Origin of the sequence: Arthrobacter bambusae (assembly GCF_030812595.1) — a bacterium.
In the GTDB taxonomy this organism is placed as follows: Bacteria; Actinomycetota; Actinomycetes; order Actinomycetales; family Micrococcaceae; genus Arthrobacter; species Arthrobacter bambusae_B.
Genome location: NZ_JAUSSZ010000003.1, coordinates 320,826 through 333,764, shown reverse-complemented (window position 1 = coordinate 333,764; position 12,939 = coordinate 320,826). Strand labels below are relative to the sequence as shown.

The 12,939-nt window shown below is 65.6% G+C and carries 15 protein-coding genes; 4 read left to right on the top strand and 11 right to left on the bottom strand.

What is annotated here, in order from left to right; translation table 11 throughout:
• Positions 1–143 precede the first annotated feature (143 nt).
• On the bottom strand, positions 144–1,286 hold the full coding sequence (locus J2S96_RS06940; RefSeq protein WP_306861217.1) for a glycerate kinase: 1,143 nt from the start codon (positions 1,284–1,286) through the stop codon (positions 144–146).
• 132 nt (positions 1,287–1,418) lie between these two features.
• On the opposite strand from J2S96_RS06940, the gene J2S96_RS06935 reads away from it, so the two are divergent.
• Positions 1,419–1,769 (top strand): YciI family protein, encoded by a 351-nt coding sequence (locus J2S96_RS06935; RefSeq protein ID WP_306861215.1) that lies wholly within the window; start codon positions 1,419–1,421, stop codon positions 1,767–1,769.
• A gap of 7 nt (positions 1,770–1,776) precedes the next feature.
• On the top strand, positions 1,777–3,066 hold the full coding sequence (locus tag J2S96_RS06930) for an RNA polymerase sigma factor (RefSeq protein WP_306861213.1): 1,290 nt from the start codon (positions 1,777–1,779) through the stop codon (positions 3,064–3,066).
• Here J2S96_RS06930 and J2S96_RS06925 read toward each other — a convergent pair.
• From J2S96_RS06925 to hxlB, 4 genes are all read right to left on the bottom strand, one after another.
• Positions 3,008–3,793: a glycerophosphodiester phosphodiesterase family protein gene (locus J2S96_RS06925; RefSeq protein ID WP_306861211.1), complete on the bottom strand. Its 786-nt coding sequence runs from the start codon at positions 3,791–3,793 to the stop codon at positions 3,008–3,010. The two genes, J2S96_RS06930 and J2S96_RS06925, sit on opposite strands and share 59 nt — an antisense overlap.
• A 37-nt stretch (positions 3,794–3,830) precedes the next feature.
• The gene (locus tag J2S96_RS06920) at positions 3,831–4,079 is read right to left on the bottom strand and encodes a hypothetical protein (protein WP_306861209.1); all 249 of its coding nucleotides are present in this window, start codon (positions 4,077–4,079) and stop codon (positions 3,831–3,833) included.
• 183 nt (positions 4,080–4,262) lie between these two features.
• The gene (gene hxlA, locus J2S96_RS06915) at positions 4,263–4,886 is read right to left on the bottom strand and encodes a 3-hexulose-6-phosphate synthase (RefSeq protein WP_306861208.1); all 624 of its coding nucleotides are present in this window, start codon (positions 4,884–4,886) and stop codon (positions 4,263–4,265) included.
• 48 nt (positions 4,887–4,934) lie between these two features.
• Positions 4,935–5,570, bottom strand: coding sequence for a 6-phospho-3-hexuloisomerase (hxlB, locus tag J2S96_RS06910; RefSeq protein ID WP_306861206.1), 636 nt, complete (start codon positions 5,568–5,570; stop codon positions 4,935–4,937).
• A gap of 137 nt (positions 5,571–5,707) precedes the next feature.
• Between hxlB and J2S96_RS06905 the strand changes: the two genes are divergently transcribed.
• Positions 5,708–7,012, top strand: coding sequence for a helix-turn-helix transcriptional regulator (locus J2S96_RS06905; protein WP_306861204.1), 1,305 nt, complete (start codon positions 5,708–5,710; stop codon positions 7,010–7,012).
• A gap of 29 nt (positions 7,013–7,041) precedes the next feature.
• Here J2S96_RS06905 and J2S96_RS06900 read toward each other — a convergent pair whose 3' ends face one another.
• The 4 genes from J2S96_RS06900 to J2S96_RS06885 form a co-directional block, all read right to left on the bottom strand.
• The gene (locus J2S96_RS06900) at positions 7,042–7,851 is read right to left on the bottom strand and encodes an HAD family hydrolase (RefSeq protein ID WP_306861202.1); all 810 of its coding nucleotides are present in this window, start codon (positions 7,849–7,851) and stop codon (positions 7,042–7,044) included.
• A 44-nt stretch (positions 7,852–7,895) separates the two neighbouring features.
• Positions 7,896–8,420 (bottom strand): YbhB/YbcL family Raf kinase inhibitor-like protein, encoded by a 525-nt coding sequence (locus J2S96_RS06895; RefSeq protein ID WP_306861200.1) that lies wholly within the window; start codon positions 8,418–8,420, stop codon positions 7,896–7,898.
• A complete protein-coding gene (locus J2S96_RS06890; protein WP_306861198.1) occupies positions 8,417–9,391 on the bottom strand; it encodes a carbohydrate kinase family protein in 975 nt (324 codons plus the stop codon). The genes J2S96_RS06895 and J2S96_RS06890 overlap by 4 nt, the downstream gene beginning before the upstream one ends.
• A gap of 69 nt (positions 9,392–9,460) precedes the next feature.
• Positions 9,461–10,273 carry an alpha/beta hydrolase gene (locus tag J2S96_RS06885; protein ID WP_306861196.1) on the bottom strand — a complete coding sequence of 271 codons (813 nt, stop codon included), beginning with the start codon at positions 10,271–10,273 and terminating at the stop codon, positions 9,461–9,463.
• A 153-nt stretch (positions 10,274–10,426) separates the two neighbouring features.
• Between J2S96_RS06885 and J2S96_RS06880 the strand changes: the two genes are divergently transcribed.
• A complete protein-coding gene (locus J2S96_RS06880; protein ID WP_306861194.1) occupies positions 10,427–11,530 on the top strand; it encodes a GTP pyrophosphokinase in 1,104 nt (367 codons plus the stop codon).
• 20 nt (positions 11,531–11,550) lie between these two features.
• On the opposite strand, the gene J2S96_RS06875 is transcribed toward J2S96_RS06880, so the two are convergent.
• Together J2S96_RS06875 and J2S96_RS06870 are read right to left on the bottom strand one after the other, a co-directional pair.
• Positions 11,551–12,180 carry a LacI family DNA-binding transcriptional regulator gene (locus J2S96_RS06875; protein WP_306861192.1) on the bottom strand — a complete coding sequence of 210 codons (630 nt, stop codon included), beginning with the start codon at positions 12,178–12,180 and terminating at the stop codon, positions 11,551–11,553.
• 3 nt (positions 12,181–12,183) lie between these two features.
• Positions 12,184–12,939: a LysR family transcriptional regulator substrate-binding protein gene (locus J2S96_RS06870; protein ID WP_306861190.1), complete on the bottom strand. Its 756-nt coding sequence runs from the start codon at positions 12,937–12,939 to the stop codon at positions 12,184–12,186.

Sequence of the window (12,939 nt, the reverse complement as noted above, 5' to 3'; positions counted from 1 at the left end):
CAGAGCATGCTCTCTCTACCACCTGCGCGGCAGCCATCCGCGGACACAGAGCATGCCCCCTCTGAGCAGTCAGGAGTGGACATATTCGCACTATGTCCACTCCTCGCACCCAGCGGGGGGCATGTCCCCTGGAGCAGTGGAGCTCAGGCCCCTTCAAGCACCTGGCTCGTAGCCCACGCGAGGTACTTGGCGGCGTTCGCCACGGCGTCGGCGGGGTCGGGCACGCCATCCCGACGCTGCGCGACATCAAGCAGCTGCGCCGCGGCAACCACGCCGTGGCCGGCGAGTTCCTCGGGGGTCACCAGGATCCTGCCGGCCACCACAATCACCGGAATGCCTTGCCCGTGAGCCGAATCGGCCAAGGCGATGGGCGCCTTGCCGGTCAGCGATTGCGAGTCCATGGACCCTTCGCCGGTGATCACCAGGTCCGCGCCGCCCAGCTGTTCAGGAAGCCCAGTGAGTCCCGCAACGAGGGCAAACCCGCCTTCCAGCGTCGCCTGGGTGAAAGCCAGGAACGACGCCGGGAATCCTCCGGCCGCGCCGGCGCCGGGAACGTTGACATCCTGGCCCGTCGCTTCCCGAAGGAGCGACGCCCAGTTGCGCAGGCCGGCGTCGAGCAGTTCCACCGCGTCCTCGTCCGCACCCTTTTGCGGGCCGAAAACATGCGCGGCACCGTCGCTGCCAAAGAGGGGATTCTGGACGTCGACGGCGATCCGTAACCTCACAGCGGTCAGGCGTGGATCGAGCCCGGAGACGTCGAGGGACACAACGTCGGCGAGCGAGCCGCCGCCGAGCGGAACAACGTTTCCGGCAACATCCAAGGGCTTCAGTCCGAGGGCACGCAGGGCGCCGCTGCCGCCGTCCGACATCGCGGAGCCGCCCACGCCGAGCACAATCTCGGTAGCTCCGGCGTCGAGGGCCGCGGCGATGAGCTGGCCGCAACCGTAGCTGTGGGCGCGCAGGGCGTTTTCCGGGGTGGGCTCCATGTGTGCCAGGCCGGACGCTTGCGCAGTTTCGATCACCGCAGTCGCTCCCCCGAAAGCGTTTTGCCGGATGGCCCACGCCGCGCCCACGGGCCTGAGAATTGGGCCGACGACGGCATTGATCCGCTCTTCGTAGCCGGCCGCCACGGCTGCTTCCAGTGTTCCTTCGCCACCGTCCGCGATGGGAAACTGGGTCACCACGGCATCCGGATACACGCGCAATGCCCCTTCGGCCATCGCCGAGGCTGCTTCGGCTGCGGTGAGGGAACCTTTGAACTTGTCCGGGGCAATCAGGATGCGCATGCCCCCATCCTGCCAGCGGGGCTAAGCTTTTCGCAGATTCGCGTGCGGAGATGTCGAAAACAGCCCACGCCGTTCGTGTAGAGGGTGAGACGCGGGCAAGGAGCCGGCGCCACATCCCAAGGAGGAACAGTCATGCCACGCTATCTGCTCAGCATCTACCAGCCCGACGGCCCCGTCCCGGAACCCGAAGTCCTCAACAAAATCATGGCGGACCTTGACGTCCTGAACCAGGAAATGCGCGACGCCGGCGCCTGGGTTTTCACGGGTGGGCTGCATCCCGCCAGCACCTCCACGGTTGTGCGTGTGAACGACGGCGTAGTACTCACCACGGACGGCCCCTTCACCGAGGCCAAGGAACACGTGGGCGGCCTTTGGGTGATCGAAGCCTCGGACCTGGACGCGGCACTTGGCTGGGGACGCAAAGCCGCCCAAGCCACCACGCTTCCTATCGAGGTCCGGCCGTTCGCGGGGTACCGGGACTAGCCGCCCAATGGTCCATATTTCGGAAATCGGAGAAATATTCCGCGAAGAGTATGGACGCTCCGTGGCCGTCCTGGTCCGCGTTTTGGGCAGCATCGAGGCGGCCGAAGATGCGGTCCAGGATGCCTTCACCGAAGCCGTTGTGCGTTGGCCCGACGCCGGGCTGCCGCCGAGCCCCGCGGGCTGGATCATCACCACCGCCCGCAACCGGGCCATCGACCGGATCCGTCGCGATGCCTCCGGCAGGGAGAAACTCGCCCAGGCCGTACTCCTGCATGGCGATCAACATGGCGGCGATCACGCCAATGGACCCGAAGGAATCGAGGCGGACGCCGTGGAAGACGAGCGGCTCCGGCTGATCTTCACCTGCTGCCACCCCGCACTCAACAGGGCGGCACAGGTGGCCCTGACACTCAAGCTCCTGGGCGGGCTCGGGACCGCCGAAATCGCCCACGCTTTCCTCGTCCCCGAGCCCACCATGGCCCAGCGCCTCGTCCGGGCGAAAGGCAAGATCCGCGACGCCAACATCCCCTACCGGGTACCAAGCGGGGCCGAGCTGCCCGAAAGGTTGAAATCCGTGCTGGCCGTGGTCTATCTGATCTTCAACGAAGGTTACGCAGCGAGCTCGGGCTCCGGGCTGGTGCGCGAAGACCTCTGCCACGAGGCTTTACGACTGGGCAGGCTCACCACGGAACTCATGCCTGATGAACCCGAGGCCCAAGGGCTCCTGGCCCTCATGCTTCTCCTCGATGCCCGCCGCGCGGCCCGGACAGCTTCCGACGGCGGCCTGGTGCTCCTCGCGGACCAGGACCGCAGCCTCTGGGACAGGAACGAAATCGCGGAGGGGCAAGTGTTGGTGCGGCAATGCTTGAAGAGGAACCAGCCCGGACCGTACCAACTCCAAGCTGCCATCAACGCGGTTCACGGCGACGCTGCAAAAGCTGCGGATACCGATTGGCATCAGATCCTGGCGCTGTACGGGCAGCTTCTGGCTATGGAGCCGACCCCGGTGGTCGCCTTGAACCGGGCGGTTGCCCTCGCCGAGGTGGAAGGTCCCGCGGCTGGGCTTGCCGCCGTCGACGCCCTTGAATTGGGCAACTACTATCTGTTCCACGCCGTGCGGGCGGATCTGCTCCGGCGACTGGGACGCGCTGAAGAAGCTGCCACCGCCTACCGGGCAGCGCGAGAGCGTACGAATAACAACGCCGAGCGAGACTTCCTGGAGGGGCGCATCCGGGCGCTCACCACCACTGGCCCCGGGCCTGAAGCACAGACTTCAGACGATCAGCCCGGTCGGTGACGAGGCCGTCCACGCCCATGTCGAGCAGCATGGCCATTTCGGCGGAGTCGTTGACCGTCCAGACGTGAACCTGCAGCCCGAGCCGATGCGCGCGCCTAAGGAACCCCGGTGTCACGACCCTCAAGGGTCCGTATCGTGCCGGCACCTGGAGTGCATCGACGTCGTGCACGATCCTCCGCAGCCAGCCGTCGGGAAGGAGCGGTCCCAGAAGCGTGAATGCAGCGATGCAGGCGATTCCGGCCGACGACGCCGTGCGCCGGCCAAGCAGGCGCAGGACCGCCCGACGGCGTCGGTCGGAGAAGCTCGCGATCAACACGCGGTCGTGGGCGTCGAGTTGATCGATGACCGCTGCGAGGGCCTTGACGGTATGCCAGTCCTTGACGTCGATGTTCAGCCGCGCCCCGGGGAATTCCGTCAGGAGGTCTGCCAAGTGGGGAATGGCTTCGCGACCGCCGATCCGGGCTTTGGCAATCTCGGCGGCGCCGACTTTGGATACCGGGCCATGGGCATCCGTGACGCGGTCCAAGGTGTCGTCGTGGAAAAGGAGCACAACTCCGTCGGCGCTGGTGCGCGCATCGGTTTCAAGGTGCGTGTAGCCAAGCTCGAGCGCGGCCCGGAACGCCGCGGCCGAATTTTCAAGGCCGTCCAGTGAAAATCCGCGGTGCGCGAAGGCAAGCGGCGCTGACCGTCCGTCCGGGCGGCGGAAGAAAGGCAAGTGCGAACTCACACCGGTAGCGTAACCCTGCCGCGCCGCCCGCGGCCCGTCAGGATTCCTGCGGGACGATCTCCACGCCGTCGCCGCAGTGCACCAGCGTGCGGCCACGGCCGCCGTCGAGATTTACCCAGACCACGCTGTGGTCCCCGGAAACGGCGTCGATTTGGCCGGGGTTCTCGAACCCGGGCGCCAGCGTAACGCGTACTCGGTCGCCGCGCCGCAACTGCTTCCAATGCTCCGCCGGCTCTGCACGGCGAACCGGGGTGTCGATCCACCCGGTTGTCTTCCTTTTGGCCATTATGTCCCCCTGCTGCTCAATCCCGACGATGGCAAAAGCCTATGGAGGGAAGTTGAACAACAGTTGGACTGAACCTGTGTAATGAGTGAGCGGTCCCAGTTAGCCCGCAATTGTTGTCGCCGAAGGGCCTGAAAACGGCGTTTGCTGCGAGGCTCTTGGGACCGCCCGGCTGGAAAGTGGGCGTTAGATGATCGCGGCGCGGAGTTCCTTCGCGGCCAGGGCGGGGTCGTCCGCACCATAGATGGAGCCCCCGACGACGGCGACGTCCGCGCCCGCGCGCTGCACGGCGCCGATCGTGGACAGGTTCACGCCTCCGGCAACAGAGAACGGTACGCGGGCTTCCTCGCCGGCGCTCAGCAGGACGTCCAGCTTGTAGCCCGGCTTTGCCTGCTCATCCAGGCCGGCGTGGAACTCGATGAACTTGGCTCCGATGGCACGGGCTTCCTTTGCACGGGAAACCTTGTCCTCGACGCCGATCAAGTCCACCACGATGCCCTTGTTGTGGGCCTTGGCCGCCTTGACGGCGCCGGCAATGGTGGAGTCGTCGGCACCGCCCAAGACGGAAACCAGGTCCGCGCCGGCCTTGAATGCGATGTCGGCTTCGAGCTCGCCTGCGTCCATGGTCTTGAGGTCGGCGAAGACAATCTTCTCCGGGTGGGCCGTTTTCATGGCAGTGATCGCGGAAAGTCCTTCGCTCTTCACGAGCGGGGTGCCGAGTTCGATGATGTCAACGTATTCCGCGACCTTGCCGGCGATGTCGAGCGCGGCTTCGGTGGTGAGGACGTCGATGGCGACTTGCAGTTTCAAGGGGTTCTCTTTTCGTTGTTGTTTTTGACCGGAAGGATGTAATTCGGACTATTCGAGGTTTGCGTGACGTAGCCAAAGTTCCTCGGCGGGCGTGGCGTCGTTGTCCCAGAGCGTCTGGAAAACTGCTTCTGCGACGAGGAACAGCACCTGCTCGAACAGGCTCCCGGAGTACTGACGGGACAAAGTGGAGCCATGATCCGTTTTCTGGACGGCCGGGATGATGACGACGACGTCGGCAAGTTCCGCGAGGGGGGACCTCGCGTTGGTGGTGTAGACGGCGATTCTGGCGCCGGCTTTGGCGGCCGTCCCTGCCGCGCGCACCACTCCGGAGGTCGTCCCCGAGCCCGAAGCGACAAGGAGGAGATCGCCCGAGCGGATGGCCGGCGTCGTGGTGTCCCCCGCGATGTGGACATCGAAACCGAGGTGCATCAGCCGCATCGCGGCCATCCGTAGCACCAGTCCGCTGCGGCCGGCTCCGGCAACGAAGATGCGCCCACCATCGGATTGCCCTGCGGCCAGGATCTCGCCCGCCAGGCGCGACAGCTGTCCGGGGTCCACTTCTGCGGCCGTTTCCGCGATCTCGCTACCGACGAGTGCCAGGTTCCCGGCAACATCATCGGCGCCGGGGCCATTGACGTGGCCGCTGCCGGACTTGGCTTGAACGGCATCCGCGGTAATGGCCATGTCTTGCTCCTCTTCGTGGAAAACTTCGACGTAAATCAATCGTCCGGCTTTCAACGGGTAGGGGTAACGACGATCATGGGCAGTCTTTGCCACCCGTTTGGGTAGCTGGCTAAAGGAGGAGGCGCTAAGGTGGCGGGATGACATCCCCCACCGGCGCCCTAAGCAGCACGCAAACCGACACGTGGAACCTGCTGAAGTCCGTCGCAGCGTTGGTCGACGCTCCCCTCATGAGCATCGCCGAGCGGCTTCGTGAAGCGAGCCTGCCGTACGTCGGCAGCAGCGCCCTGGTCATCTTCACCGAGGATTGCACCGGACGCCCACAGAAGAAGGCCGGGTTGGAAGCCGTCATCAGCCGGGTTTCCATTCCCGAACTGGACCAGTTGCGGGCCAGGGTCACGGAAAGCCAACCGTGGCAGGGAGAGGCGACAATCGCCGGAGCGCAGCGGCATGTCCTTGCACTGACATCCGAGACCAACGCCCTCCTTACGCTCACCGAACCCGCCCTACCCTCGGAACCGGCGGCGCGCGAGTCCTCGCTACGGATGCTTGAGTACCTGTGGGGGCTCACGGCCCGCCGCATCCAGGAAAAAGTGGCGGACGCGCCGCCGTCGTACCTCTTGGAATCCCGGGCCGCATCGGCGGAGCGCCTCCGCGTCACGGCCGAACTCGTGGACCGGCACTCCACCACCCTGGAGACGTTGCTCGCGGCGTTGCGGTCAAGCACCCTCGACGACGCCACGGCGCGCAAAGCCGTCACCGATCTCGCCGCGACCTCGCTCGTCAACCTACGGACGCTCAGCGACCGCACCACGGACCTCGTCGAAGAACCTGTCGCCACAGCGTTCGAGCGCCTGCGTGAGGACTTGCGGCCACTCATGCACTTCAGCGGGCTCGACGTCCAGTTCATCGAGCCACCAGTAAACGGCCGCGCGTTGCCCGGCGAAGTCGCCCACGCCGCCCGGGCGCTCGTACGGGGTCTGGTGCTTGCCATCGTGGAGCAGCCGCAGGTGCGCCGTGTCCGGGTGCAATGGGATTGCGACGGCGTGAACCTCCTCGTCAACGTGCGCGACGACGGCCTCGGCGAACTGTCTGCGGATTCGCCCAACATTGCCCGGCTCAACGCCAGGGTGGCAGCTCTGGACGGCCGGATGAACGTCGAAGTCATGGCAGGCTGGGGCGCCGACGTCCAAGTGGTGCTGCCATTGGACCCGCCGTCAGCCCCCGTGGGCGATGTCGGTGGCTGGGGCCTGGCCGAGCGCGAAATGGAAGTGCTTCAACTGTTGGCGGCCGGACAGCGCAACCGAGCCATCTCCGCCAAGCTCCACATCAGCGAAAACACCGTTAAATTCCATATCAGGAATATTTTCAGGAAACTCGGCGTCAATTCACGAACAGAGGCCATTGCCTTGGCCCACAGCCACGGGCTGCGGGCTCAGGGCTAGTTCCCGCGAGCGGCCCGGTACAGGGCTGGCTAGACGCGCAGGGCTGCCAGCTTTGCTTCGAGGATCTGGGCCACACCGTCGTCGTCGAAATGGGGTGCTTGCTGGCCGGCGGCGCTGATCGCCTGAGGGTGGCCGCTGGCCATCGCGTAGCCGTCGCCCGCCCAGCGCAGCATCTCGACGTCGTTGGGCATGTCACCGAAAGCCACCACATCCGCGGCGTCGATCCCGCGGGACGCCGCATATTCAGCGAGGGTGACGGCCTTGTTGATACCGGGGGCTGACATTTCCAGGAGTGCGGTCCTCGGCGCCGAGTGGGTCGTCTCCACGAGATGCGCGACGGCGGGCTGCACCTCCGCGAGGAAATCGTCCGGGGTGCCGCTGCGGGTCACGGCAAGGAACTTCACGACGGCGTCGTCCGCGGTCAGCGTTTCGTCCAGCCAAGCGGGTGTGAACTCGGCCAGAAGCTCACTGGTCTCGTTCTCGATGAACCCCGGCTCGAGGTGGAATCCCGTCAGTGTTTCGGCTGCGAACAAGGCGTCGGGCTGGAGCTGCTTGATGATCCGGCGGGCTTCGAGCACAGATTCCATGCCCAGCGCATTGGCCGAAATCAGCTTCTCCGCTTCAAGGTCCCAGACCACGGCCCCGTTGGAGCAAATCACGATGCCGCTGTGGCCGATCTGCTCGCGGAGGGGGTAGAGCCAGCGCGGCGGGCGCCCAGTCACGAACACCACATCGATGCCCGCGTCACGGCAAGCATGGAAAGCGCGGATGGTGCGGCTGCTGATCTTGCCGTCGTGCCCAAGGATGGTGCCGTCAATGTCACTTGCTACGAGCCGCATCATGTCAGTCTACGTGGGGGCAGCCCCTCGACCGCGCCCCAAAGCTAGTGCCTCTCGAAGTGGCCCGTGATGACGGCGCGGCCCAAGGTGTGCGCGGCCAGCTTGCGGACGAGCGCTTCCGTGGAGGCACCCGCGTCGAGGCCCAGTTCTTCGACGTCGACGGCGTGCACGGCAACAATGTACCGGTGCGGGCCGTGCCCGGGCGGAGGCGCGGCACCCAGATAACCGGGGAACCCGGCGTCGTTCTTGAGCTGAATCGCACCGGCTGGCAAGTGCGAGCCGCCCTCAACGCCGGCGCCTGCAGGCAAGGAATTCGTACGGGCGGGGATGTTCACTACGGCCCAGTGCCAGAAGCCGCCGGCCCTGGGGGCATCGGGATCGAAGACGGTGATGGCGTAGCCCTTGGTACCTGCCGGGGCTCCGCTCCAGTCCAGTTGCGGGGATTCGTCCTTCCCGCCCGCCACGCCAAAGCGCTTGCTGGCCTGGGCGCTGCTGAGTGCGTCACCGTCCTTCAGCGAAGCGCTGGTGACATCGAACGAAGGGACTTGTGGAAGGTCGGCGTAGCTCATGGCTGCCTCTCGATTTCGATGCTTGCTCCGGTCTCCGGGACGCCCAGGGCGTTGAGTTCGGCGCGGGTCGGCGGATTCGCGCCCGGCCGGGAGACCGTGATTGCCGCGGCGCGCGCCGCATGGCTGAGGATCCCCTCGAGCACTTCGGTGGGCATGGCACGCAACTCATCCCTGTTTTGGGCACCTGCCAATCCGTGGTCAACGATCCCCGAGAGCAGCGCCGCCATGAAGGAATCTCCGGCGCCAACCGTATCCGCCACCTCTACCTTCGGGGCATCCACCTGGGCTTCACCAGCGGCCGTGACGCCCCATGGGCCGTCCACGCCCCGAGTGACCACCACGACGGCGGGACCCGCGCTGCCGCCCAAGCGCAGCCAGCGGCGGGCCGATTCCAAGACATCGACGCCTGGATAGAGCCACTCGAGGTCCTCATCCGATGCCTTGACCACGTCGGCAAGGGCCACGAAACGCTCCACCTGCTTGCGGGCATAGTCGCGATCCTTGATGATGCTGGGCCGGCAGTTGGGATCGAAGCTGATAGTCGCGTTCGGATGGGCATGCTCGACGGCGGCAAGGACCTCGGTTGCGCCAGGCTCCAACATAGTGGCAATGGAACCCGTGTGCAGGAGGTAGGTCCCCTGGAGCATGAAGGGCAAGCGCGCGGCGAGTCCGGGAAGGTCCCAGGCGAGGTCGAAGGCGTAGCTGGCAGCGCCGTCGTCGTCGATCAGCGCGGTGGCCACGCTGGTGGGACCCTCGTCCGGCGGCAGCGGAACCATAACGGAACTCGAGCGCAGATGGGCCGCGATCGATTCTCCATAGGCGTCCTTGCCGAAGCGGCCAATGAACTGGACCGCGTGGTCCAGCCTGGCCAGGCCCACGGCGACGTTGAGCGGACTGCCGCCCACGTGGGCGTCGACTCCCGAAGAACGCTGGACGACATCAACCAGCGCTTCACCTATGACTGTCAGCATGGGACCACTCTGCCACGCGGATGTGGTGCGCGTCTCGCGATGACAGCTGGTGAATTTGTCCGCAATCCGTCACACCAGCAGCCGCTGTACCAACTCCCGGCACTTCTTGTAGGCAACTGCCCGGGGGTCGATCAGGTCGAAATGGTCGCCGGGCACCTTGAGGAGCTGCGCCGCTCCCCCGGAAGCGGTGGATGCGGCAACATAGGCCTCGGACTGGCTGCACGGCACATCCTCGTCCGATGCAGCGTGTACGGCGAAGACCGGGACGTCAAGAGGGACTGAGTTCATGGGGTCCGCATAGATATGCCGCTTGGGGAATCTCACCGAATCGCCGCCCATGAGGTTGTCGACGGCGCCGTTGCTCAGATTGAGCCGCTCGGCGTCCGCCAGGTTGAGCAGACCCGATTGGCTCACGACGCTGGTCAGCCGCACTGCCGCTCCGTTGTCATGCCGATGGAGCTGCCGGTCGGCGTCCGGAGCGCCAATCTTGGAGAGCTTTTCCCGCCCGGCTGCCCAGACCGCGAGATGGCCGCCGGCGGAGTGTCCCAGCGCCACCACTTTGTTCAGATTGAGCTCATGCTTGCCGGCAATCTCGCCCAGGTAATCGATCCCATCGAGGACATCCTCGAACGTGTGCGGCCAGCCGCCACCGTTTCCTGCCCTCCGGTACTCCAGGTTCCAGGCGGCTATTCCATGCGCAGCGAGGTCCCTGGCAATCGGCTCACCGAGTTCCGCGCCGTACTGGGAGCGCCAATAGCCTCCGTGGATCACCACCACCACGCCGTCGGGCCGGCTGCGGTGTGACTGTAGCGAATTGTCTGGTACGAACAGCTCGCCCCATTGGCTGGAGTGCTGGCCGTAGTAGTACTTGTGCCGCTTCATCGTGTCCTCCTTTGTGCCGAGCCTATCGCGGAGGAGCGCCGCGGGACGGGAGCCGTCGCGGTTTCCGACCCGATACGGTCAAAGGAGCGCCAGACGGCGTGTGGCCCGGACCGGCTCCGCTTCACTGTCGGCGCTCCGCCGTAAGCTGGAGGCATGGCTAGCAATTGGGACAGCTTGGATCCTCAGCTGCGCGAATCGGTCCAAGCGAATGTGGAGCTCTACGAACGCGTCCGGCCCGCCCTGAAACTCGTGACCCGCGACGTCCTCTTGACCCTGCGGGACATGCTCAAGAACAGCGAGTCCGTGCCCCTCTTCGTCACAGGACGCACCAAGACGGTCGAATCCTTCCGGGAGAAGATCTCACGGACCGAGGTGCCCCTGGAGGGCGGACCGCGGGTGCTCAAGTTCCCGGACCCATTCCGGACCCTGAACGACATGGTGGGCCTGCGGGTCATCACCAAGCTTCCGGCCGAGAATGCCGCCGTTGCCAACCTGATCAAGCGCCAACGCCAGCTTTTCGATTGCCGCGGCGACCTTGAGAAGGACATCGGCTCCATCGAGTCAGGCACCTACGGATATTCGAGCCGCCACCTCATCCTGCGCACCATCCAGAACGAGTCCGTGAAGGCGTACCAGCAGGTCTTCAATCCGGACATCCCGCCCAATGGCAGCTACTTCTTCGAATGCCAGATCCGTACGGTCTTTGCCCACGCCTGGAGCGAGATCGAACACGACATCCGATTCAAAGCCGAGGATCCGCGCGCTTGGACTCCGCATTTCGACCGCCAGTTCACCGCAACGGCGGCAATGCTGGAAACCGTGGAGAGCGCCTTCGCCGATCTCCACGAACGCTATGAGGAGGTCCGCGGCTACTGGGATCTCGACGGTGAAGGTTCCCTGCCCTTGACGCCCAACCGTGTGCGGGACGTCTGGCGGACGCTGCTTCCGCATGTCGACCGTAAAGTTGATGACGACTGGGGTTGGGCTGCGGAGCTTCTTGCGGCCCACGGACTGAACAAGACCGTGGAACTCGCAGGGCTCCTCAGCGCCAACCGGATTACCGAGGTCCGCAAAGCCCTGGACCACCGCTACTCCCCTGGACCGGACCGCCTCCTGGATGACCTCCTGCTGTGGCAGTACGGCACTGAACACATCGACCTCACCGCTGAGGCGCCCGACGTCGTCCCCCACCCCCGGCGGGACAGCCTCCAGCGGCGTCTCAAGCAGATCGAGCGGTACCGCCTGACCAAAAGCTAAGGTGCCTGACACCCGGGCAGCTACTTGAATTCCTTAGGCGCGAATTCCCAAGGCGCGGCCTTCGTGGTTCCCGCGCCGATCGTGCGGCCTGCGAGCCGGTCCAGAAGCAGTGTGACGGCGCCTTCGAGGGCTTCCGGTTCCGGGGTCCCTCCCGCGGTTCCGGGTGCCAGGACATCGAAGCCGGCGGGCTGCATCGTGTCGGAAATGACCACTTGGGCCACTCCACGCCGGGCCAGCTCGCCCACCGTGAGGTCAAGAAGGGTGCCTGGCGGAAGAGCCCCGATGATGGCGCCGTCGGCCCCGCCCGAGAGCATGAACCGCCGCCACCCGTCGCCGATCAGGATCACGGGCTGGTAGCCGTGCTGGGGCAATATGCGTGCCGCAGCCGTGGCCAAAGCCCTGTCCCACGGCCATTCCAGGTCGCCAATGGCAATCGCCACGAGGTCGGTCTTGCCGCGACGCATTCCGCGGGCCGCCTGATTAGGTACGTAACCAAGTTCCTTGGCTGCGGCCTGGACACGCTCTTGTGTCGCTTCGCTGATGCGGGTGGTGCCACCGAGGCGCCCTGACAAAACATAGGACACCGTAGTGAGGGAAACGCCGGCGCTCTTGGCGACGTCCCGGATGGTCGGCTTCGCTCCAAGTCCCATGGCCTAGCGCTTTCCCTTCTTGCGGGAGCCTTTGCCCCGGCCCTTGTCCGGGTTCGGCGCATAGCGCTGGGCGACCGCGGGCTTCTTGGCGCCGGTGCCCCGCCGGTCCGGTTTGGGTGCCTTCTTGGGCTTCTCCTTCTGTGCTGAAGGCTGCCGCGAACTCTGGGCAGTCCGGCCACGGACAATGCCAATGAATTCCTCGATGACCTCGCTCCTGGAGTCGCTCGGCCACGCAAGGGCAATCTGCGTACCTTCGGCACCGGTCAGGCGACGCGCTACCGTGTCCTTGACATTGAAGTGCCGGGCCACGGACATCGGCAGGATCACCAGGCCGGCTCCCGAGGCCACCACCTGCATGGCCATCTCCGGTCCGCCCATCCCGGCGACATCCAGGAAGTTCTCCTCAGCGAGATCCTCCAGCGCCACCTCTTCGAATACCGAGATTTCGTGACGCTTCGGGGCCACCACCACCGGCTGCTCTTCGTAGAGCGGGATGACGTGTAATCCATCGCGATCCACCGGCAAGCGCACAAAGCTGAGATCCGCGGAACCATCGCGCAGAACCCCCAACTGCGCGCCGTCGTCGGACATGAACGAGTGCAGTGGAACGTCGGGCATGCGCTCTTCCCAGCGCCGGATCCATTTCCCGGGCGTCACGCCGGCGACGTAGGCGAAAGTGAGCCCTCGGGGGCCGCTGGTTTCAGCGTCCGAACCGTCGGGTGTGCCGACGGCGGGCGGGGATTCTTGATCGGATGGCAC